This window comes from Nocardia sp. NPDC051750 (assembly GCF_044453135.1).
Lineage (GTDB): Bacteria > Actinomycetota > Actinomycetes > Mycobacteriales > Mycobacteriaceae > Nocardia.
The window spans coordinates 35,988-56,474 of record NZ_JBITCK010000010.1; the positions used below are offsets into that span (position 1 = coordinate 35,988).

The window sequence follows — 20,487 nt, forward strand, 5'->3', positions numbered from 1 at the left end:
CCGAGATTACACTACACCGTGCAGTGTAGAAAGGTTACGATATGCCCATGCCGACTACGAAGACACTGCGCGAGGGGTCGGCCCGGAAGCGGGCGGCGATCCTCTCGGCGGCACGGGAACTGTTCCTCGCCGACGGTTTCGACCGGTCCAGCGTCGACGCGGTCGCCGCCCGGGCCGAGGTGTCCAAGCGGACTGTCTACGACTACTTCGGCGATAAACGAACGCTGTTGCAAGCGGTCGTCGACGCTGTCGGCCAGTCGCTGATCACCACCATCCGGCGCACCCTCGACGACACCCTCACCGCCGGCACCGAGGCCGCCGGCCTCGAGGACGCGCTGGTCACATTCTCGATGCGCATAGCGACCGATATGCTCGGCTCGGCGGAGTACACAACGCTGCAACGCCTGGTCCGGGCGGAATCCGGCCACCTTCCGCACCCGGACTACAACCCCATGGCCGAAACCCCCGACGAGGCAATCGCCGAGCGGCTCGCCGCCTTCGCCGCGGCCGGGCTGCTCGACGTCCCCGACCCCCGGCTCGCGGCCGACCAGCTCATCGCGCTGACCTTCAGCGTCGCCCTCAACAGGCTCGGTTCGGCGAACGCCGCGGAGGACGCGCGCGTCCGGCCACTCGTCGTCGAGGGCGTGCGGACCTTTCTCCGGGCGTACCGGCCCCGGTAGGGATTCCCGCCGAACAGGCCTCGTGGCCGGCTTCAGCGCGTGGACGTGGCGAACCTGCTACGTCAGGGTTTTCTGGTGCTCCTGCCGGAAGGCGATGTGCTCATCGGTTCGCCCCTCGCGAAGCTTCCGGACCCACTCGGGGTCGGCGAGCAGGGCGCGGCCGACCGCGACGAGATCGAATTCGCCCTCGGCATGCTGTTTCAGCAGCCGATCGATACCGGCGACGTTCGAATCTCCCTTACCGCTGAAGGCGGTGGTGAACACCTTGTCGAGACCGACGGAGCCGACGGTGATCGTCGGCAGCCCGGTGATCTTCTTGGTCCAACCGGCGAGCCCCAATTCACCGTCTGTGCCGGGCAATTCGGGGAAGGCCGGTTCCCAGTGCCGGCGGGTGGACGGGTGCAGAACGTCGACACCTGCCTGGACGAGCGGCGTGAGCACGCGGGCGAGTTCGTCGGGTGTCGCCGCGATGCGGGCCTTGTAGTCGTTGGATTTCCACTGCGAGTACCGATACACGATCGCGAGGTCGGGGCCGACGGCCTCGCGGATCGCGGCGACGACCTCGGCCGGAAAGCGGACGCGGGCCTCGAGCGTGCCGCCGTAGTGGTCGGAGCGGAGATTCGTTCGTTCCCAGAGGAATTGGTCGAGTAGATAGCCGTGCGCGCCGTGCAGTTCGATGCCGTCGAAGCCGGTGGCCTTCGCGTTGACGGCCGCGTTGACCCAGGCATCACGCAACGTGTCGAGATCGGCCGCGGTCAGTGCGCGACCGGCCGCGGTGCCGTCGAGGCCGAGCCCGGACGGGCTGACGGATTGGACCTCGGGATTCAGCTCGGGCTTGTCACCGCGGCTGACGCCGAGATGCCACAGCTGTGGGATGATCTGCCCACCTTCGCCGTGCACGGCGTCGACAACCGCTTTCCAGCCGGCCAGGCTCTGCTCCCCGTAGTGGCGCGGCACCGCGGCTTCGGGCCCGGCGGCCGGGTCGGGGATATAGGTGCCCTCGGTGATGATCAGGCCGACACCACCCGCGGCACGGCGCCGGTAGTATTCGGCGACCTCCCGGGTGGGGATCCCGTCCGGCGAGAACGCGCGAGTCATGGGCGCCATCGCGAATCGATTGCGCAGGTGCAGTGATTTCACATCGAACGGTTCGAACAGGGCGTCCACGGGCTGCGATGTCTCGGTCACAAGCCGGTGCAACATCGGCCGGTTCGACGGCTATTCCGTGCTGTGACTTCCGTCGCCGGCCTCGGCAATCCACGGGGCAGCTCTCACTCCGGCGGCGCATCAACTCGCCGGGCGAACCCGATCCGGCGTAGCTGTCGTGTGTAGGCCTCGAAGCGGTGTCACCCGGTGCGTGCCATTGGAGTGATCTGCACCACACTGACATTGACCTAAATATTTGTTGAGGTTTCAGGATGGTCTCATACGAACTTCACAGCTTCAGGAGATCATCATGAGCACCGCGACCACTATCGCCGCCGCCCGTATCCCCGCACTGAATCGTCCCGTCGCTCTCTTCGGCGCGATCGCCGCCGCCGTCCTGGCCAATCTCGTCGTCTGGCTGATCGGCATGGCCGCCGGTGGCACGTTCGAAATGACCGATGCGGGTCAGGTGCAGAGTGTCGCCCCTGGCGGAATCATCATGCTGACCGTGGTCCCGATGCTGATCGGCCTCGGTGCGGCGGTGCTGCTGTCCTACAAATGGATCGGAGTACTGCGCGTCGCCGCGGTGATCGGCTCGGTGCTCGCCGTCGCCACCATCGCCATGACCGTGGGTGCCGACTTCGACACCGCGTCCACGATCGCGCTGTCGATCACGCACCTGACGCTGGTCCCCGCCCTGGTCGTCGCCACCGAGGGGTTGCGCCGCAAGCTGCTCGAAGGGTGACATGAGCGGACGAGCAGGGCCTGCATCCGTTGGATGCGGGCCCTACCCGTCTTTCCGGCAAGGTCAGACCTCGATTGCCGAACAGCGCACGCTCGGACGATTCCTTGCCCCCCATGTCCGGAACCCGGTGATCGCCGGCCGTCGTTCGGCCTGGATCTGTGGGTTCGGTTCCGAGGTCTCCGAGTACTCAAGATATGGGGATCGTCGAGGTACCGGTCGGTGATCGACGGTGTGCAGCCGCGCCGCGAGAGGTGATCACGACGATGACGGCGGCGATGCCGATGGCTGCCGTGCCGAGCGAAGCCGTTGCCGCCCAGCCGAACCAATCGACGGCTGCCGCGCCGGCGGCGGAACCGAGACTTCCGCCGGCGAAGTACACGAGCATGTACGCGCTGTTGAACCGTGCCGGCGCCGCCGGGTCGATCGAGAGCACGGTGCTCTGATTCGCCACCTGTGCAGCGAAAAGACCCGCGTCGAAAAGAGCCAGGCAGACCAGCGTCACCAGGGTGTCGGAGAGTGCGAACCCCACGATGGCGGCGGCGACTCCGGCCAGCGCCAGTCCCGCCAGAATCACCCGTGTGGAGCCCACCCGGTCGGTCCGGTCTCCGGCTACCCGGGTCGCCAGGATGCCCGAGAGCCCGGCCACCGCATACAGGCCGATCTGCTCCGCGGAATACGAGAACGGCGGCTTCGAGAGGGCGACCGCGAGCCCGGCCCACACCGCGCAGAACGCGAAGAACCATAACGCGCCGCATATCGCCGCGCCCCTGAGTTCGGTGTACCGCACGAACAGCCCGGGAATCGAGCGCAGAGTTTCGATATAGCCACGTTCGCCTGCGCTCCGCGCGGCCGGCAGCACCACAGCGCAGGAGACAGCGAGTACGGCACAAGCCACGGCGAATACGAGAAGCACTCCACGCCAGCCGATCTCCTCGGCCAGCCGGCCACCGGCGATCCGGCCGGCGAGGATCCCCGCCGATATTCCGGCGGTCACGATGCCCAGGATCGTCGCGCGCCGACCCGGTGCCGCGAATCGGCCTGCCACGGAGCTGAGGCCCGCTCCCACCGCCGAGCACGCTCCGACTACGCCGGTCGCCAGGCCTAATGTCCACACGTTGTCCACAGCTGCGCACAGCGCCAAAGCGCCTGACAAGACGGCGAACTGGAGCGCGAGAACTCGGCCGGGCGGGAAGCGGTCCACCAGCGGCACGAGCAGGCCGAGGCCCGCCATGTACCCGGCGGGCCCGCACGCGAGCGCGAGCCCGACGGCAGCGATCTGTGCGCCCAGGGAGTCCGCCACATCCGCAATCGCGGGTTGTAGCGGATAGATCGTGGCGGTGCCGAGTGCGGCGGCGAGCGATAGAAACAGTACGACGGAACCGGTCAATCGATGGTCGGCGTGTGGTCCTGTGGCGGGATCGGTATTCACAGCGACCGACGCTATGAAGTGGCAGGTCCTGGCGCTGGCGGGATCGCGACATCACCGTCGCCCGAGCGAAGCGGTGGACCGCCGGCGGGTCGGGGAATGCGAGAGCCGCAGTGACGACTGCGTCGATTCACAGACGGAACCACCCGAGCGAGTTGCCTTTCGGAAGGGCAGGCCGCGCGCATTCGCTACCGTCGGCGCATGGAGATTCCCGACCTCGTCGATCTCATCTGGCTCTTCGAGGACGAGCCGACACGAGAGTTCGATGATCTCGAATGGCCCGTCGGACTGCATTCGTTCCGGCTCACCCGAGGGTCTCAGGCCGTCTCGTTCTCGCTCGACCCAACGGCCGGCGAGGCATACCTCAGCCTCTACGCAGGCGGGCATGAACATACTTTCCTGGGCCGTCTTCGCCGGTGGGAGCGGCTGAGCGTAGACCGAGGCCCGTCCGACTACGAAGGTCTGCGGCTCTGGTTCCCGGGTGACACGAACGAGCCTCTCGTATTGCAAACCAAACCTCAGATCCGGCTGACGTGGAATGTGAAGAACCTGGGTACCTGGTAGCCCGCGCAAGGCGCCGTTGTCGATCAGGAGATCTTCGAGTTCGGCCGAAGGAGGTCAGGCAGAGCGGATGTCGGTGCTGCCCGGCGCCACCCTTCCGAGCGACCGTCGCCGCTCAGGGTCCTACTCGCTCGAAACTCGTAGGTGCTCGGCGGTTCGACTGTAATAGTTGCGAGGCGATGCACGATCATCGGTGCATGACAATCGCACGGAAGTTGGCCATGACCGCAGCCACCGGACTTGTCGGTGCGGCAATGGCCGTGACAGCGCCTGGTGTCGCCGGCGCCGCTGATCCCTGCCAGCTCGGGGTGTCGAATGTCGGGCCCCGGACGTGCGCCAAGACGGAGTTCCGGACGGCCCCGGCATGGACGCTGGGCAACGGTGTCTGCGTCGGCATGCTGAGTGCCGCCGGAGTCGCCTACGACGGCCCTCTGTCTCAGTACAACACCTTCCCGGGGACTGCCCATTCCATAGAACTGCGGATCACGCAGGGCTTCTCCCCGCTGGGCAATTGGGCCCCGACCGTCCTGGCTTGTGATGTCACGGCGATCGTCGACTGGCGAAATCTCGATACCGGCCGGAGCGGTTCGGTGAGCCATTTCATCCCCGCGGGCAACACGAGTTCGCGGCCGTTCTATGTGCACGTGGATTCGGGCCCGGGGCGGGTCGCGCTCACGGTGCGTACCGATCGCCCGGGCGTTCCGGCAACGACGGAGGTGTTCGTTCCCTGACCGCACCGCACCGCACCAACAGAATTCAAGGGTGCAGGACGATCTTGCCGACATACTCCCGGCGCGCGAGTTGTTCTTGCGCCGGGGCCGCCTGCTCCAGCGGGTAGGTCGCGGCGACGACCGGGTGGATCTCGGCGCGCACGGCCAGGTCCATGAGGAGGCGGAAGTGGGTGGGGGTGTGCATCGCGGAGCCGATCAGTTGCGCGTTGTGCAGGTAGAGCCGCCGCACGTCGAAATGTACGTCGTAGCCGCCGAGTGCGCCGGCGACGACCCACCGTCCACCCTCGCGTAGCAACGGCAGTCCCGCACCCACGAGATCGCCGGCGACGACGTCGAGCACCACGTCGATACCCTCCGGTGCGGCGGCACGGACCTGCTCGGCGATATCGCCGGCGCGGTCGACCACTTCGTCCGCGCCCGCCGCACGCACCGGCTCGCTCTTGGATCCGCTGCTGATGGCGACAACGCGTGCGCCCCGCGCGCGGGCGATCTGCACCAGCGCGAGGCCGACACCGCCCGACGCTCCCGAGACCAGAACGGTCTCCCCCTTCCGCATCCGGCCCCGTTCGATCATGCCGAGCGCGGTACCGTAAGCGGTCGGCAGACTCGCGAGCTGATCGTCGGTCAGCGCGGATTCCGTCACGTCGTGCGCATGTTCGGCGGGCGCTGTCACATATTCGGCGTAACCGCCGTCGCGTTCGCTTCCCATCAAACCCACCGGGTTCGCGTCCGGCCCTTCGCTGTCGTAGATCGCCGGGTCCACGACCACACGGCGACCGACGAGCCGTTCATCCACCTCCGGCCCTACCGCCGCGATCCGGCCCGCGATATCGGCTCCTTGGATGCGGGGGAAGTCGATCGGGCCGCGCCACCCCGACCGCGCCCGCGGGTCGCCCGGGCGGCCGTACGCACCCTCGCGGGTCCAGAGGTCGGTGTTGTTCAGGGCTACGGCGCTCACCCGGACCAGCACCTCACCGGCTTCCGGGGTGGGCACGGCCACGTCCACGGGTTCCAGAACCTCGGGACCGCCGTGGCGCGCGATCCGCACCGCACGCATGGTCTCGGCTGTCGCCATTCCTCAACCTCCTGTCGGTATACCGATCTGTGAACCCACTCCAGGCTAGGTCGTGCGCGGGAGTTGCGCCACGAGGGATGAGCGGGCTCGGCCTCGCGCCCATTCTGCGAGCATCGGAGAAGGGGCAAGAGTATTGGCAGTTCGATCGGACGAGCGGCTCGGTGAGGTTTGATCGATCAGATGGTCGGACAGAAGCGGTGGCTGATCGAGTTCGAGGACGCGAGAACATTACCTTTCGACATGAATGTCTCGTGCATGTCGGTGTTCTCGAATACTGTAATTGTTGTTCGGTGGAAATATATTTCGTGCTGAGGTCGACGGGCCGCTTACCCGGGAATCGGCGGAATGAACGGACCTCGCAATGGCGAGGTACCCAGTTACGGGATCCTGCAAACAATTTCATGAGGTCCGTTCGAATCTCTCCGAGTTGTTGGCTCGTGGGATGCTGCAGGCCATGAATCTTGCCGGTGCAAGGGTTGCAACCGGGGCGGCGCACGGGTTCAGTAGGGTGTTCTCGTGAACACGGCTTGTAATTCGGGTATATCGCGCAGGCTGTTTCGTAGCCGGTCTGTGGTGGCTGTGGATGTTACGTATCGAGACTCCGGTTGACAAGATCTATTGCGAGCCCGCACGATCGTTACCGTGTCAAATGAAGGTTTTATGTGGAAACCATTCGTTTCGAAAATTGTTGCGGTTGCGGCCTTTGCGTCGGCCGGTCTCGGTCTCGCGACCGGCACGGCGTCGGCGGAAAGAGGCGTAGACGATTGCATTGCCTACTCATATGAGGCGGGCATCATGCATACCACGGTGTATTTCCACAATCGCTGTAATTCGACGCAGGGCGTCACGGTCTATCCGGCGGAGAACGGGTGCGGTAATTGGACGACCAGGCTCGCCCCCGACGAGAAGAGTAGTCACGAGTTCGGCCGGTGCGGCGTGTCGGCCGTGAGCAACGTAGACGGCTGACCGGGCACCATTCCTTCCTCGGCCGCCCGGGCCGTCTGCTTGCCGTAATCGGATTTCGGTCTCGCCCGCCCGGTTACGTAGTGAGGCGGCGTATGGCACGCAACGGTTCGGGTGGCCGTCGACCAGTGGCGATGTCGGAGGGTGCGGGGGTGGTTTCGGTTCCGGTTGCAGCGCGCGTGCTTTCGCAAGCCTGATGACTGCAACCGTGACTTAGGCCACGGTTGCAGTTGACCTTGGGTCAGGGTGGACGCTCGTCGCAGCGGCACGAAGCCGACCGGGACAACACCGATTTCGAGGAGCACCTGCCATGTCATCCACCTCTTCCGCCGAAGACAGCACTATCCTCGTGGTCCCCGGAACCGACCGGCTCGAGCCGGACGAGCCCGGCACTGTAACGGCCGGGATCGCCCGCAAGGCAGCTGTCGCTTTCGACGCCGCCGGAGCACGCCGCGAGGCCGTCGTACCGAGTACCGTTGCTGGGCAGGATCGCCCGGAGTTGCAGCAGGTGATCGAGGAGATCGTGGAGTCCGGGTTCGTCGGGGTGTCGCTGCGCGTGAACGACGAGCGGGGCGAGTGGGCCGGCAGCGCCGGGACGGCCGAGCTGGGCGGGACCGCGAAGCCGCCGATCGACGGGCACGTCCGGATTGCCAGCAATACCAAGACCTTCACCGCAACGCTGGTACTGCAACTCGTGGCCGAGGGCCGGATCGGGCTCGACACCCCGGCGGCGGACTACCTGCCCGAGTTCGGTCTGGACGAGCGGATCACGGTGCGGATGCTGCTGCAGCACACCAGCGGGGTGTTCAACTTCACCGGCGAGCTCTACGAGGATGGGTCGGTGGTACTCGGGATCCCCGCGCCGGGTACGCCTTTGGGCAAGGAATGGGTGGAACACCGGTTCGAGACCTACCGACCGCAGGAGCTGGTGGCGCTGGCACTGTCCAAGCGGGCGCGTTTCGCGCCGGGGGCGGGCTGGAGCTATTCCAACACCAACTATGTGCTGGCGCGGCTGCTGATCGAGAAGGTCGCCGGCCGGTCCTTTGCCGAGGAGGTGCGCCGGCGGATCCTGGACCCGCTCGGGCTGTCGGGAACCGTGGCGCCGGAGACATCCTCGGAGATTCCCGAGCCGCACGCCCACGCCTACTACCGGTATGAGGAGAACGGCGAGGAAAAGATCGTCGACGTCACCCGCCACAACCCCTCCTGGAACCCCTGCGGCGGTGACATGATCTCGACCACCCGAGATCTGCACACATTCATCTCCGCACTGCTGAGCGGTGAACTACTGCCGGCCGAGCTGCTGGCCCAGATGTGCACACCGCATCCGACGGGGATCCCGGCCATGGACTACGGCCTCGGGGTGTTCGTGCGGGACCTGGGTCCCGATGCCGGCATCGTCATCACGCACAACGGCGGCCACGCAGGTTACGCGACGTTGATGTACAGCACCCCCGACGGAGCCAAGACCATGACCGCCTCGCTGACCTGTGTGGACGACTCCGTCATGTCCATCGGCGTGCCGTTCCAGAACGCACAGCAAAAGCTTCTCACCCACGTATTCCTCCGATGAGGAAGGCTGACCGGATGAGGAACGGAGTCACGATCGGGCAGGCGGCGGCATTCGTCGGCGTCACCGTGAAAACAGTGCGGCACTACCACAAGCTCGGCCTGGTCGCCGAGCCCGAACGTGACAGTTCCGGCTTCCGGCGATACGGATCGGCCGGGTTGTTGCGGCTGGTGCAGGTCCGGACGCTGGCCGCGGCCGGGGTGCCGCTGGCCGAGATCGGGCCCATGCTCGATGCCGACGTCACCTCGTTCGCCGTCGCGCTCACCGCCGCCGACCAGCGGCTCACCGCACGGATCGAAGAGTTGATCGCGCGGCGCGACACCCTGCGCCGGCTCGCCGACGGTGACCGTGCGCTGCTGGGGGACCGGGCGGTGGCGCTGCTGCAGCGCATGCCCGGCCTCGGTTTTCCCGCCGACGAGGTGGCCACCGCCAGGGAGGGCTGGGTGCTGGCCAGAGCTCTGGTCCCAGAAGGTTTCGACGACTACATCACCGACCTCGAACAAGCCCTGGACGATCCCCGCTACGTCGCTTTGATCCAACGCGCCGCTCAGGCCGCGGCATGGGAACCGGACGACCCCCGCATCGACGAGCTCGCCACGGCGATGGCCGACCACTACCTGGCCAACCCCGCCCATCTGAAAATCGTGACCGGTCTGCAGGCCCGCACCGAGGCCGCGACCCGCTACCAGCTGATCGCCCACCACGGCGAAGAGCAAGGATCAGCCGCCGCCCGGGCACTCGCGCTGTTGGAAACCAAGCTCCGATCCGCCGGCGTTCGTATCCCTGGCGCCATCGAATTACGACAGCAGGTATAGGGAACCGTTACTCTTCCGCTGGTCAACAGCGCGCGGCTTTGACGAAACGTCATGGTGTTCGGTACGAAGGAGCGATGTGAACGGCGGCTGTCTCTGCGGCAATATCCGGTTCTCCGCGCCCGGCGACCCGGACTTTCCGCACCTGTGCTCGTGCGAACACTGTCAGAGGCTTTCCGGCGCCCCGGTGATGTCATGGGTGTCATTCCCGGAGGACGGATTCGCGTGGATCGGTCCGGGCGGGGAACCGACCTGGTTCGAGACCTTCCCGCAGATCTACCGCGGGTTCTGCCCGGAGTGCGGTTCCTCGGTGGCGTCCAAGGGGGATGAAGCCGGCTTGGTGGGGGTTACCATCACGGCGTTGGATGATCATGCCGGTCTGGCGCCGGTGAAGCAGAGCTTTGCCCACAACGCAGTCCCGTGGATGGCGCCGCTGAAGTGACGCGATATCCGTCGAAATCGCGAAGCAGTGAAACCGGCCTGCCCGGTATGGTGCAACGCCGGCGGAACGATCCGGTCAGCTGAGTGTGGAGAGGTGCACGGTGGTTCAGAACGAGGAGACGCCGACCACTCTGCTGTGGCGGCCGACCGGTCCGGAGGAGTTGGAACTCGTCCGGCAATCCGGTTGGCGTGCATGGCCACCCCGCCTTCCCGAGCAGCCGATCTTCTACCCCGTCCTCAACGAGGAGTACGCGATCAAGATCGCTCGAGAGTGGAACGTCCCACACAGCGGAGTCGGCTACGTAACGCGCTTTCGCGTCGATTCGGAATTCGTCCAGCGATACCCGGTCCAGCAAGCCGGTGGCAGAACCATCCTGGAATTGTGGGTTCCGGCCGAGGAACTCGACGAATTCAACGCTCACCTGGTCGGCCCGATCGAGGTCGTGCACGAATTCAGGTGAGTGGATCGCCGCGAACTCCGGAGCCCGTCGCAAAGCTCGACTCCGCACGCTGCCTCAGTACTATGACTTCGCATGACCGGCACCGAGATCGAGATAACCGCTGATCTGGTCCGCGACCTGCTGCAAGAGCAACACCCAGACCTTGCCGGCCTGTCCATCCGCGAGGTGGCGGGTGGCTGGGGCAACCAGATGTGGCGCCTCGGGGACGAGTTGGCCGTCCGCATGCAACGCATGGACCGCACCCCGGAGCTCCAGCTGAAGGAGCGGCGGTGGCTACCGGTGCTGGCCCCGCACCTGCCGCTCCCGGTTCCGCTCCCGGTGCGATCCGGCGAACCGTCCGAGCGCTTTCCCAAACACTGGACCGTGATGACGTGGGTTCCCGGCCGGCCGCTGGACCACAGCGCGATCACCCGCGACGCCCATGCGGCGGACACTCTGGCGGGCTTCCTCCGGGCGCTCCATGTGGCGGCGCCCGCCGAGGCGCCGATCGCTACGGACCGCGGCGCCCATCCCCGGGACAGCGCGGGCGGCTTCGAGCACTTCTTCCGGGCCGTTGCTCCTGACGATGTCGCTGCCGGCGTCCGGGCGGTTTGGGACGATGCCGTGGCCGCCCCCGCATGGGAGGGCCCACCGGTGTGGGTGCACGGCGACCTCCATCCCGCGAACGTCGTCGTCTCGGACGGAACGCTCTCGGGCATCGTCGACTTCGGTGACCTGTTCGCCGGCGATCCGGCGTGGGACCTCGCCGCCGCATGGGTACTGCTGCCCGCGGGCACGGCCGCACGTTTCTTCGACACGTACGCATACGCAGACGAGGCGGCGATCCGGCGCGCCCGCGGGCTGGCCGCTATGAAGAGCCTCTTCCTGATGCTCATGGGGCAGAACGGAGATCGACGCCTCCCCGGCGGTAAGCCGCATTGGGGTCCTGTGGGCCGGGCGGCACTCGAGCGTGTACTGAAGGGCCTGTGATGGACGGGGAGAATCTGCTCTCGTGAGCATCGGTATCTCCGGTTCGAGGAGGGGCCACCAGATCGTCACCGCGATCACCAGCGGGCAGAATCTGATCGATCGGGTGGTCGAACGGGAGCGCCGGCTGGCCGGGTCCGCGGAGTAACGAGCCGATACCCGGGCCGAATGCGACCGGTCACCGGGCAAGCATGGCGGCAGCGATCCGGTCGGCTGCGGCGGGGCGCAGAGCGGTACCCATGTCATCGAGGATGAGTAGTTGCGCCCCGGGGATTTCGGCGGCGAGGACCTTGCCGTTGCCGACCGGGAAGAACGGGTCGGCGCGACCGTGCACCACGAGTGTGGGCACGTCGAGCTCACCGAGCCGCTCCCGCCAGCGCGGGGCGCAGTCGATCCGGGAGAACACCATCCCGAGCTGGTTGGCCTGGTGCACCGCGGGGTCGCTCGACGGTGTCCGGTCCCAGATCCGGCCCGCCGTCTCCCGGGCCTGTTGTGGATCGTTGCCCATCGGCTCGGCGCCTTCGGCCGCGAACGCCGCGACAGCGTCTCGGTCGGTCCAGTCCGGTTGGGGGCGGGCGAACAGCGCGCCCATGATCGCGCGGTCATGGTCGGGCAGGTCCTCGTCGACCGGGCCCGGCGCCACCGGCCGGGTGCCGACGAGGGTCAGTGCGGAGAACACCTCCGGGTGGTCCAGCGCGGCGACCTGAGCGACCATCCCGCCGACGCCGACCCCGCCGAGGTGGGCGGTCCCGGTGCCGAGCGCTTCGACCAGCGCGGCCGCGTCGGCGGCGAGATCCCGCAGGTTGTAGGCCGGATTCTCCGGGTCGAGGGTCGTCGATGCGCCGGAGTCACGCAGGTCGTAGCGGACCACACGCCGCCCGCCCGCCGCGAGCCGCTCGCACAGCGCGTCGGGCCAGGACAACATCGTTGTGCCACCGGCCAGCAGGACCAGCGGATCGTCCGCGCGGCCGAAGCTCTCGATAGCGAGATCGATACCGTTCACCCGCACCGAGGTCGTGCCCGATCGAACCGGTCTTGTCATGCCTGGGCTCCTGTCTGTCGGGTATCCAGAGATATCGACGACAGGGTCACCCGAAAGTCATCGGTGCAGCCGAGATCGCGAGAAATGTTGTCAGCACTGTTCCCCGGAGTGCTGCCGGTCCCCTGCGAACCTGACCGAGTACTCCAGGCGATGATCCGGCGACGCCACTCGTCGCCGGACGCGCGATGGCGTCGAGAGTATCGTCGGTGTCCCGCAACCGGATTGCGGCCGGCGCTCGGACCGACCGCATGCCCTCTCGGAGACCGCCGGCACGACCGCCCGGCCATGACTGAATCGAGGTCGGCGCTCACATGGAGACCGCAGCGAGCTCCCCCGACGCGGTGATGTCCTGTTCACCTGACGCGGCGATACCCCGTGATACGGCGACGGCCCGCGACATGTCGCGCCGGGCACGACTACACGCCCACAGTGACGTGTCCACGGCCCTGGCCCTGCACAGCGATCACGCGTTGTGCGAGCTCGTGGACGCGGCCGTGCCGATCGGCGCCGGTATCGGCGGGAAGTCGGCGCTGTTGGAGGTCGCCGGAATTCCGGTCTTCGTGAAGCGAGTACCTCTTACCGACCTGGAACGGCAGCCCGAGCACGTCCGGTCCACGGCGAACCTGTTCGAGCTGCCGCTCTTCTGCCAATACGGCGTCGGTCTCATCGGCGGGCCGGGTTTCGGGGCTTGGCGCGAGCTCGCCGTGCACACGATGACGACGAACTGGGTGCTCGCCGCCGAGTACGAGGGTTTCCCGCTGATGTACCACTGGCGAGTATTGCCGGATACGACGCCGCTGCCGGAGGAGCTCGCCGACATCGATCACGCCGTCGCCTACTGGGACGGCCGACCGCAGGTACGCCACCGGATCGAGGCTCTCCGGGACGCTTCTGCGAGCATAGCGCTGTTCCTGGAATACATCCCGCAGAACCTGCACGAGTGGCTGAACGACCGGATCGAGGCGGGCGACGAGGCCACCGATCAGGCCTGCGTCATGGCGGAGCGGGAACTGGCCGCCGGCGTCGCGTTCATGAACAGCCGTGGGCTGCTGCACCTAGACGCGCACTTCGGGAACATCCTGACCGACGGCCGACGCCTCTACTTCGGCGACTACGGACTCGCGCTCTCCTCCGGGTTCGACCTCTCGCCGGAGGAGACCGCGTTCTTCGACCGCAACCAGAGCTACGACCGCGGCTACACCGCCACTTATCTGGTGTTCTGGCTGGTCAAATCCCTCTATGGGCTCCGGCGGGAAGGCCGGGAGGCGAGCGCCACGATGGTGCGCGACTTCGCCGCCGGCAAGCTGCCGGAGGGCATTCCTGAGGCGGCCGCCACGGTCCTCACCCGGCACGCGCCGACCGCTGACGCGATGTCCGGGTTCATCCGGGCGTTCCAGCAAACGAACCGGAGCACCCCGTATCCGGACGAGGAGATCCGCCGCCTGCTGGGCGGCCCGGACGCGGTGCTCGTTCAGCCTGTGTGACGGCCCCGGAAGCGGGTGGGCTCGGCGGATTTCTCTATCCCCCGGACCTCGCTCTGGAGGTGGTCATGCTCTCAGCGACAACGCAGCGCGCACCAGCAACGCGAGCAGAACCTTCTCAGCTCTCGTCCTGCTGCGGGTCAGGCTCGCATCGCCTGGTTTCTCAATATGTCGGCCTCGCAGCCCGGCGAGTTCGGGTCGAAGCCGTGTTCGACCAGCCAGCGGACTCCCCGCAGGCTTCGTAACGACCACCATGCGCGGATCATGTCGAGGTCGACCTCGGTGTCGTAGCCGGCGACGACCTCGCCGAGGTGCTCGGGGTGTCCGAGCGTCAAGGTGGCGAGGTCGTACAAGGCGTCACCCTGGGCTGCCTCGGACCAGTCGAGCACGCCGGTGACCTCGTCGCCATCGACGAACACATGGGCAACCTGCAGGTCGCCGTGGGTGAATACCGGTGTCCAGGGCCGGAGTGCGGCCTCGGCGATCCGGCGGTTGCGGGTGATCACGTCGGTGGGAAGAACGCCGTTCGTGGCGAGCCACGCGCATTCGGTGTCGAGTTCCGTGGCCAACTCGTCGATGCCGCGACCGGACCGCGGCGGCAGCGGTGCGTCATGCAGTACCCGTACGGCGGCGCCCGCCGCGGCCCACGCTGCCGGTGATGCGGTCGACGGCTCGCCGAGGCGGCCGAGCGCCGCGCCCGGGAGGGCGGCGAGTGCGAGTACGGGCGGTCGGTGCCACAGGATCTCAGGAGTCGGGATCGGCGCCCTCTCCATTGCGTCGATTTCGACCTCGGTGCGTGCCTGATCGGTGTCGATCTTCAGGAACACATCGCCCACCCGCAGCGTCGCGCGCTCATGATGGGCGACGACAACCTCCACCCCTTGCTTTTCCACGCCGGCCATTATTGCGGGGGCTATAGCCGACGTCACCGTCTTCACCCCGTCCGGTGACAGGCGTTTCGATCATCGTGCACGCCCTGGCATCCCGCTCCGTTACGGGCACAATGCGTGAGATCTGCCGGACGACAACTCGTCGTCATGATGGTGATGGTCCCTCGCGCAGGTAGTGCGAGACGCGCAGTCATTGTCGGGCGCACGGCGTCCTGTTCGCCGGCTGCTCGGACCGGGGCTCAGCCGGTGAATTCGTCGACGCCGAGGGCGAAGTCCCAGTGGCCGACCCCGTTGCCGGCGAGGCCCACCGTGACCAGGCCCATTCCTTCCAGCCAGTGCGCCATTTTCAGGCCGCCGACATCCAGCGGGCGCAGCCCGAGGCTCTCGATGAATGCCGCCACGCCCGCCTTGGCCTGCGCATTGTCGCCGGCGATGAAGACGTCGGGCCGGCCATTCTCCAGGACATTGCGGAAGATGGTGTTGAATGCCTTCACCACGCTGGTGCCGGCCGGGGCCACCTCGGCCACTTCCTGCGCGATCGAGGTCGCCTCGCTGTGGGCCAGTCCGTCGAAGGCGGCGTTGAACGGGTTGCTGATGTCGACGATGACCTTGCCCGCGAGGGCGTCTCCGTACTCGGCGACGACCGGAACGACACCGTCGTACAGCAGGGCCGTGATGACGATGTCCCCGGCCGGGACGGCGCCCCACTTGCCCGTCGTCGCGCCGCCGCCCAGAGCCTCGGCCAGGTCATCGGCCTTGGACTGATCGCGTCCCATGATCTCGACGGTGTTGCCGCCCGCCACTGCGCGTATGCCGATGGTGCGGGCCATATTTCCCGTACCGATGAGGGTAATGCTGCTCATGAGGTGTGCTCTCTTCCTGTTCGCGAGGTGTCGCTCTGTCTGGTTCGTGCCGGGGTATGCCGCCGTGCATGTAGTCGACGAAGGAGGTGTTGCGCGGACTTCGTGTGTGGTTCAGACGGCGGTGGTGCCGCCGTCGGTGACCAGTTCCAGGCCGTTGACATAGCTGGAGTCGTCGGAGGCGAGGAACAGGGCGACGGTGGCTATTTCTTCGGGGCGGCCCATCGTTCCGCGGGGGATGAGGGACTCGAATGCGGTCTTGGTTGCCTCGTCGAACAGTTCTTCCTGTTTGGCGGTGGCGACCTGGCCGGGGGTCAGGACGTTGACCCGGATCTTGCGGTCGCGCAGTTCGTTGAGCCAGACGCGGGCCCAGGCCTGGTGGACGGCTTTGCTTCCCGCGTAGAGGCTCCAGCCGGGGAAGGCGCCGAGGGAGGCGTTGGATCCGGTCATGAAGATCGAGCCGTTGTCGTTCATCAGCGGCAGTGCCTTCTGCACGGTGAACAGGGTGCCGCGCGCGTTGAGCGAGAAGGCGCGGTGGAACTGTTCCTCGGTGATCTCGCCGAGGACGGCGGGTTCGCCCATCCCGGCGCTGGCCCAGAGCACATCGATCGAGCCCTTTTCTCGTTCGACGGTGTCGTACAGGCGGTCCAGGTCGTCGAGTTCGGCCGCATCACCCTGGACCGCGGTGACGTTGCGGCCGATCAGTTCGACGGCGTCATCCAGTGCTTCCTGCCGCCGGGCCTGGATGAAGACGTGCGCTCCTTCCTCGACGAACAGTTTGGCGCCGGCCAGTGCCATGCCGGTGGATCCGCCGGTGATCACCGCTACCTTGCCATCGAGCTTTCCCATGATCACTCCATTGGATTGATGGGTATCCGAAGCTGTTCGATACTTATATAAACCGAACTGTGTACTTAACGTATCCGATAGTTCGCCAGGGCACAAGCTATGTACACCGATCGGTACCATCGGGATACACTGCAGGTATGACGGAGTTGGAGAAGGGCCCCCAGGGCCGACGCCGCGGCAGGGGCGCACGCGAGCGCATCCTCGGCGCTTCGCAGCAGCTGTTCCGCGATCAGGGCATCAACCGCACCGGCATGGACCAACTCTGCGCCGCAGCCCAGGTGTCCAAACGCACGGCCTACCAGCACTTCCCCAGCAAGGATGAACTCGTCGCCGAATACCTGCGCCGATTCGATCCCGACGTCATGCCGGGAGTCTTCGACCGCACAGACCTCACACCCCGCGGACGACTCCTCGCCGCCTTCGAGATACCCGCGTCCACGCCCCTGTGCCCGTATATCGCCGCGGCCGTCGAACTCCACGATCCCGAGCACCCCGCATCGCAGTACGCACGCGACTACAAGACCGCCATTGCCGCGCGACTCACCGAAACCGCCCACGAAGCCGGCGCCATCGACCCTGAACAGCTCGGCGAACAACTGGCGCTGCTCCTCGACGGCGCCGCGGCCCGCACCCGAGTCCTCAACCGCGAATCCTTCTCCACCGCCGCCGCCATCGCCGCCGTCCTTATCGACAACGCCATTCCCGCGTCGTCTCCACGGCGGCCCGGCGATGACCGTGGAGCCGCTGGGTCGGCTCCCGTTCCGGTGGAAGGTCGATGACGGCCTGATCACGCCTCGTCATGGTGGGGGACTGATCGACTGCCTGCCGCGGGGCGCGTCGCATCGGTTACCTGTGGCTACGGCCCCGCGATGACGACAAGGCTTGGTCAGCCCGGATGTCGTGTCGCAAAGGGAGATTCGCCCGGTGGGAATGGGGCGGCAACGGGTCGGGTACCGGTGGGTGAGACCAGGGTTGTGACCGCGTCCAGCACGATGCTGCGGCGTTGGGATTCGGGCACCAATCGCGCGATGTCTTCCTTCGGTTGGTGCCACATGTTCGCGATTGTCAGCACCAAGGCCAGGATGTGTGCGGCGGGCTGTGCCGTGGTCACCGTCCCGCGTTGTTGAGCCTGTTCGATCGCCTCGACCTTCGCGCGCATCGACTCGGCCACCGATGCGCGCTGGGCGGACTCGCCGCGCAGCAGGTGGTACCACATCAGGTACCGCATCACCTGGGGATTGGCCAGTCCGGCGTCGTACAGCTGACCCGCGTACTCCGGCAGCCGGTCCGCGTCCAGCGGCACGGTCGCGACCGTCGTATCCACGATCATGTCGAAGACGCCGTCGAACAGTTCGTCTTTGCCCTTGTAGAACGAATACACCAGGCCCGCGCTGATTCCCGCGCGCTTGGCCAGCCGGTCGATGCGCGCTCCGGCCAAGCCGAACTCGGCGAATTCGGCCAGAGCGGCGTCGAACAACAGCTGCCGTTTCGCTTCGGGATTCCTGGTGCGCACACCGCCAGGCTAGTTATTGAACGTTCATTTGACAAAGCGATCGCGACACCGCAGGGTTCTAATGAACATTCATTCAACAAGGAGGTGCGGTCTGCATGACGTATTGGACACCGGACGACATTCCTGATCAGACCGGCCGCACCGCCCTGATCACCGGCGGTAACAGTGGTATCGGTCTGGAGACGGCCCGCGTCCTGGCGACCCGCGGCGCGCGGGTCATCCTGGCCGGTCGCGATCAGGCCAAGCTCGACGAGGCGGTCGGTCTCGTGCACGCCGCGGCGCCGCGGGCCGAGACCGGCACCCTGCTCCTGGATCTGTCCGATCTCGCCTCGGTGCGCAGCGCGGCCCAGCGGATCGCGGAAACCGAGACCATCGACCTGTTGTTCAACAACGCCGGGGTGATGAACCTGCCCACCCGCCTGACCACCCGCGACGGGTTCGAGATGACCGTGGGTACCAACCACCTCGGCCACTTCGCCTTCAACGCCCAGGCCTGGCCCGCCGTGCGCCGCTCGGCCGCGGCTCGCGTCGTCACCGTCAGCGCGATCGCCGCGCGCTGGCCCATGGGCAAGCTCGATGACCTGATGAGTGAAAACAGCTACCGCGGCATGACCGCGTACGCAAAGTCCAAGCGCGCCAATATCGTCTACACCCTCGAACTCGCCCGCCGCGCCGCCCACACACCCGTCGAGGCTTTCGTCATTCACCCCGGCTCGGCGATGACCGGCCTCCAGCAACACGGCACCGAACCGCTGACGCGCCTGTTCACTCCACTCGCAGCGCGCCTGCTGATGGGTTCTCCCGCCGGCGCCGCCTGGCCCTCGCTCTACGCCGCCACCAGCCCCGACGTCACCAGTGGAGAATTCATCGGCCCGGCCGGACGCGACCAGACCTCCGGGACCCCCGAGCCCGCCAAACTCCCGAAAGGCGCCGACAACACCGAACTGGGCGCGCGACTGTGGGCCGACAGCGAACGACTCACCGAAGTAACCTTCAAACCCTGACCATTGCTGACGACCGCGCTCACCCGGCGATATCGGCGTACACGGCGCGGACGAGGTCCGCGAACGGGTGCTGGGGTGCGCCGCGCCACGGCCGCTGCCGGACACGGCAATAGCGAGACGGCGGTCAACTGCTACCGGTGGGCAGCGGCAGCACTGGTCGCCGCCCAGATGGCCTACAACCACGACAACGCCGCCAAGCGCTCTCTGTACGGCCGGCTGTCGCAGGCCTACCAGGACGCGGCCCATCTCGACACCGAACTGCGCATCGAACGACTGGCGATCCCGCACAGGTCGAGCCACTGCAACGCGTGGTTGGTCCGGCCTCGCACGGATCACCCGGCCCCGACGGTCATCATCGTGGGCGGGCAGAGTGGATGGGGGGCCTGCCTACCATCGGCAGGCCGCGGCCCTCACCCGGCGGGGGCTGTCCGCCGTCCTGCTCGAGGCTCCCGGCCAGGGCGAAACACGGATCTTCGGCGACAGTCGCTTCGGCGCATGCTGTGTCAACGGCGCACCCTCGCGACCGGAACCCGCACCGTTCCGTACCGCCGCCGAGCAGTCGCAAGCCCTGCTCGGTGCCGGCAGCGACGCCGAGGTCGCTGCCGTCTTCCGTACGCTCTGGATCGACTCGGCGGTCGACCGCACATCAGCGGCCGTGCTGGTGCTGCACGGCGAGGCCGATCCGCTGATCACACTGGATCAGCAGCGCCCCTTCCTCGACCTGTCGGCCGACTCGTCGCTGCGAGTGTGGGAGGACGGCGAGCACACCATCTACAACCATTCCGCCAAACGCACGGATTTCGTGGCCGACTGGTTCCGTCACCAGCTCAACCGCGGTTGATTTACCGTCCGCCCCGCACCTGTCGCCGGGACCGGTGTCAGCCACGGGTGCCGGCGGTAGATCGCCGGGCCCGGCCCTGCCGCAGGTGGTCTGGATTCACGTGGCGGGATCGAGCGCATCCGGGCGGCGGACCAGTGTCGCGAGGGATTCTTCTCAGCAGGAACAGTTCGGCCGTCGGCGGTATGCTCTGATCTCATCCGGCGGCTTGCCGGGTGAGATCGAAAGATTCTCCGGTACAGGGCCGGTCACTCGATACCGGAACCCTTTCCGGTATCGAAAGGTACGACCATGCGAAAAGTATCCCTCGCCGTGACATTCGTTTCCCTGCTGGCCGCCAACGCCGTGGCAGGTGCCGGCGCCGCCGCTGCGAGCATCGTCAGCGATCGTGATATCAAGCGGGACATCACTCCCGTTCGGTGGGAACGCTGAG

23 protein-coding genes and 1 pseudogene are annotated in these 20,487 nt (G+C 66.8%); 16 read left to right on the forward strand and 8 right to left on the reverse strand.

Going from position 1 to position 20,487, the window contains the following annotated elements; translation table 11 throughout:
• Positions 1–47 precede the first annotated feature (47 nt).
• Positions 48–680, forward strand: a complete 633-nt coding sequence (locus ACIA75_RS35095; RefSeq protein ID WP_397111387.1) for a TetR/AcrR family transcriptional regulator — start codon at positions 48–50, stop codon at positions 678–680.
• 57 nt (positions 681–737) lie between these two features.
• Here ACIA75_RS35095 and ACIA75_RS35100 read toward each other — a convergent pair whose 3' ends face one another.
• On the reverse strand, positions 738–1,883 hold the full coding sequence (locus ACIA75_RS35100) for an NADH:flavin oxidoreductase (RefSeq protein ID WP_397111388.1): 1,146 nt from the start codon (positions 1,881–1,883) through the stop codon (positions 738–740).
• A 250-nt stretch (positions 1,884–2,133) separates the two neighbouring features.
• On the opposite strand from ACIA75_RS35100, the gene ACIA75_RS35105 reads away from it, so the two are divergent.
• The gene (locus tag ACIA75_RS35105; protein ID WP_397111422.1) at positions 2,134–2,571 is read left to right on the forward strand and encodes a DUF6069 family protein; all 438 of its coding nucleotides are present in this window, start codon (positions 2,134–2,136) and stop codon (positions 2,569–2,571) included.
• Between the two features lie 187 nt (positions 2,572–2,758).
• On the opposite strand, the gene ACIA75_RS35110 is transcribed toward ACIA75_RS35105, so the two are convergent.
• Positions 2,759–4,000 carry an MFS transporter gene (locus ACIA75_RS35110; protein WP_397111389.1) on the reverse strand — a complete coding sequence of 414 codons (1,242 nt, stop codon included), beginning with the start codon at positions 3,998–4,000 and terminating at the stop codon, positions 2,759–2,761.
• Positions 4,001–4,198: 198 nt separating this feature from the next.
• Here ACIA75_RS35110 and ACIA75_RS35115 point away from each other — a divergent pair, with 198 nt between their 5' ends.
• Entirely contained in the window at positions 4,199–4,561 is a 363-nt protein-coding gene (locus ACIA75_RS35115; RefSeq protein ID WP_397111390.1) for a hypothetical protein, read from the forward strand.
• Between the two features lie 194 nt (positions 4,562–4,755).
• Positions 4,756–5,289: a hypothetical protein gene (locus ACIA75_RS35120; RefSeq protein ID WP_397111391.1), complete on the forward strand. Its 534-nt coding sequence runs from the start codon at positions 4,756–4,758 to the stop codon at positions 5,287–5,289.
• 25 nt (positions 5,290–5,314) lie between these two features.
• Here ACIA75_RS35120 and ACIA75_RS35125 read toward each other — a convergent pair whose 3' ends face one another.
• Entirely contained in the window at positions 5,315–6,364 is a 1,050-nt protein-coding gene (locus ACIA75_RS35125; protein ID WP_397111392.1) for a zinc-binding dehydrogenase, read from the reverse strand.
• Between the two features lie 642 nt (positions 6,365–7,006).
• Here ACIA75_RS35125 and ACIA75_RS35130 point away from each other — a divergent pair.
• The 7 genes from ACIA75_RS35130 (at position 7,007) to ACIA75_RS35160 (ending at position 11,725) form a co-directional block, all read left to right on the forward strand.
• A complete protein-coding gene (locus tag ACIA75_RS35130; RefSeq protein WP_397111393.1) occupies positions 7,007–7,330 on the forward strand; it encodes a hypothetical protein in 324 nt (107 codons plus the stop codon).
• A 307-nt stretch (positions 7,331–7,637) separates the two neighbouring features.
• Positions 7,638–8,900, forward strand: a complete 1,263-nt coding sequence (locus ACIA75_RS35135) for a serine hydrolase domain-containing protein (protein WP_397111394.1) — start codon at positions 7,638–7,640, stop codon at positions 8,898–8,900.
• A 14-nt stretch (positions 8,901–8,914) separates the two neighbouring features.
• Positions 8,915–9,712 (forward strand): MerR family transcriptional regulator, encoded by a 798-nt coding sequence (locus ACIA75_RS35140; RefSeq protein WP_397111395.1) that lies wholly within the window; start codon positions 8,915–8,917, stop codon positions 9,710–9,712.
• A gap of 76 nt (positions 9,713–9,788) precedes the next feature.
• On the forward strand, positions 9,789–10,151 hold the full coding sequence (locus tag ACIA75_RS35145; RefSeq protein ID WP_397111396.1) for a GFA family protein: 363 nt from the start codon (positions 9,789–9,791) through the stop codon (positions 10,149–10,151).
• Positions 10,152–10,251: 100 nt separating this feature from the next.
• Complete coding sequence (locus tag ACIA75_RS35150; RefSeq protein ID WP_397111397.1) at positions 10,252–10,611, forward strand: ADP-ribosylation/crystallin J1; 360 nt, start codon at positions 10,252–10,254, stop codon at positions 10,609–10,611.
• Between the two features lie 72 nt (positions 10,612–10,683).
• Positions 10,684–11,580: an aminoglycoside phosphotransferase family protein gene (locus ACIA75_RS35155; protein WP_397111398.1), complete on the forward strand. Its 897-nt coding sequence runs from the start codon at positions 10,684–10,686 to the stop codon at positions 11,578–11,580.
• A gap of 22 nt (positions 11,581–11,602) precedes the next feature.
• The gene (locus ACIA75_RS35160; RefSeq protein ID WP_397111399.1) at positions 11,603–11,725 is read left to right on the forward strand and encodes a hypothetical protein; all 123 of its coding nucleotides are present in this window, start codon (positions 11,603–11,605) and stop codon (positions 11,723–11,725) included.
• A gap of 30 nt (positions 11,726–11,755) precedes the next feature.
• Here ACIA75_RS35160 and ACIA75_RS35165 read toward each other — a convergent pair whose 3' ends face one another.
• The gene (locus ACIA75_RS35165) at positions 11,756–12,619 is read right to left on the reverse strand and encodes an alpha/beta fold hydrolase (RefSeq protein ID WP_397111400.1); all 864 of its coding nucleotides are present in this window, start codon (positions 12,617–12,619) and stop codon (positions 11,756–11,758) included.
• A gap of 311 nt (positions 12,620–12,930) precedes the next feature.
• Between ACIA75_RS35165 and ACIA75_RS35170 the strand changes: the two genes are divergently transcribed.
• Entirely contained in the window at positions 12,931–14,103 is a 1,173-nt protein-coding gene (locus ACIA75_RS35170; protein ID WP_397111401.1) for a protein kinase family protein, read from the forward strand.
• Between the two features lie 137 nt (positions 14,104–14,240).
• Here the strand turns inward: ACIA75_RS35170 and ACIA75_RS35175 are convergent, their stop codons facing one another.
• From ACIA75_RS35175 to ACIA75_RS35185, 3 genes and pseudogenes are all read right to left on the reverse strand, one after another.
• Positions 14,241–14,993, reverse strand: coding sequence for a phosphotransferase (locus tag ACIA75_RS35175; RefSeq protein ID WP_397111402.1), 753 nt, complete (start codon positions 14,991–14,993; stop codon positions 14,241–14,243).
• Positions 14,994–15,229: 236 nt separating this feature from the next.
• Positions 15,230–15,865, reverse strand: a pseudogene (locus ACIA75_RS35180) (NADPH-dependent F420 reductase); the annotation flags it as partial.
• 99 nt (positions 15,866–15,964) lie between these two features.
• On the reverse strand, positions 15,965–16,699 hold the full coding sequence (locus ACIA75_RS35185; protein ID WP_397111403.1) for an SDR family NAD(P)-dependent oxidoreductase: 735 nt from the start codon (positions 16,697–16,699) through the stop codon (positions 15,965–15,967).
• 137 nt (positions 16,700–16,836) lie between these two features.
• On the opposite strand from ACIA75_RS35185, the gene ACIA75_RS35190 reads away from it, so the two are divergent.
• A complete protein-coding gene (locus tag ACIA75_RS35190; RefSeq protein ID WP_397111404.1) occupies positions 16,837–17,478 on the forward strand; it encodes a TetR/AcrR family transcriptional regulator in 642 nt (213 codons plus the stop codon).
• A gap of 107 nt (positions 17,479–17,585) precedes the next feature.
• On the opposite strand, the gene ACIA75_RS35195 is transcribed toward ACIA75_RS35190, so the two are convergent.
• Complete coding sequence (locus ACIA75_RS35195) at positions 17,586–18,212, reverse strand: TetR family transcriptional regulator (RefSeq protein WP_397111405.1); 627 nt, start codon at positions 18,210–18,212, stop codon at positions 17,586–17,588.
• A 95-nt stretch (positions 18,213–18,307) separates the two neighbouring features.
• Between ACIA75_RS35195 and ACIA75_RS35200 the strand changes: the two genes are divergently transcribed.
• The 3 genes from ACIA75_RS35200 (at position 18,308) to ACIA75_RS35210 (ending at position 20,486) form a co-directional block, all read left to right on the forward strand.
• Complete coding sequence (locus tag ACIA75_RS35200; RefSeq protein WP_397111406.1) at positions 18,308–19,216, forward strand: oxidoreductase; 909 nt, start codon at positions 18,308–18,310, stop codon at positions 19,214–19,216.
• 370 nt (positions 19,217–19,586) lie between these two features.
• Positions 19,587–20,057, forward strand: a complete 471-nt coding sequence (locus tag ACIA75_RS35205; protein ID WP_397111407.1) for a hypothetical protein — start codon at positions 19,587–19,589, stop codon at positions 20,055–20,057.
• A gap of 288 nt (positions 20,058–20,345) precedes the next feature.
• Positions 20,346–20,486, forward strand: a complete 141-nt coding sequence (locus ACIA75_RS35210) for a hypothetical protein (protein WP_397111408.1) — start codon at positions 20,346–20,348, stop codon at positions 20,484–20,486.
• The last annotated feature ends 1 nt before the right edge of the window (position 20,487 follow it).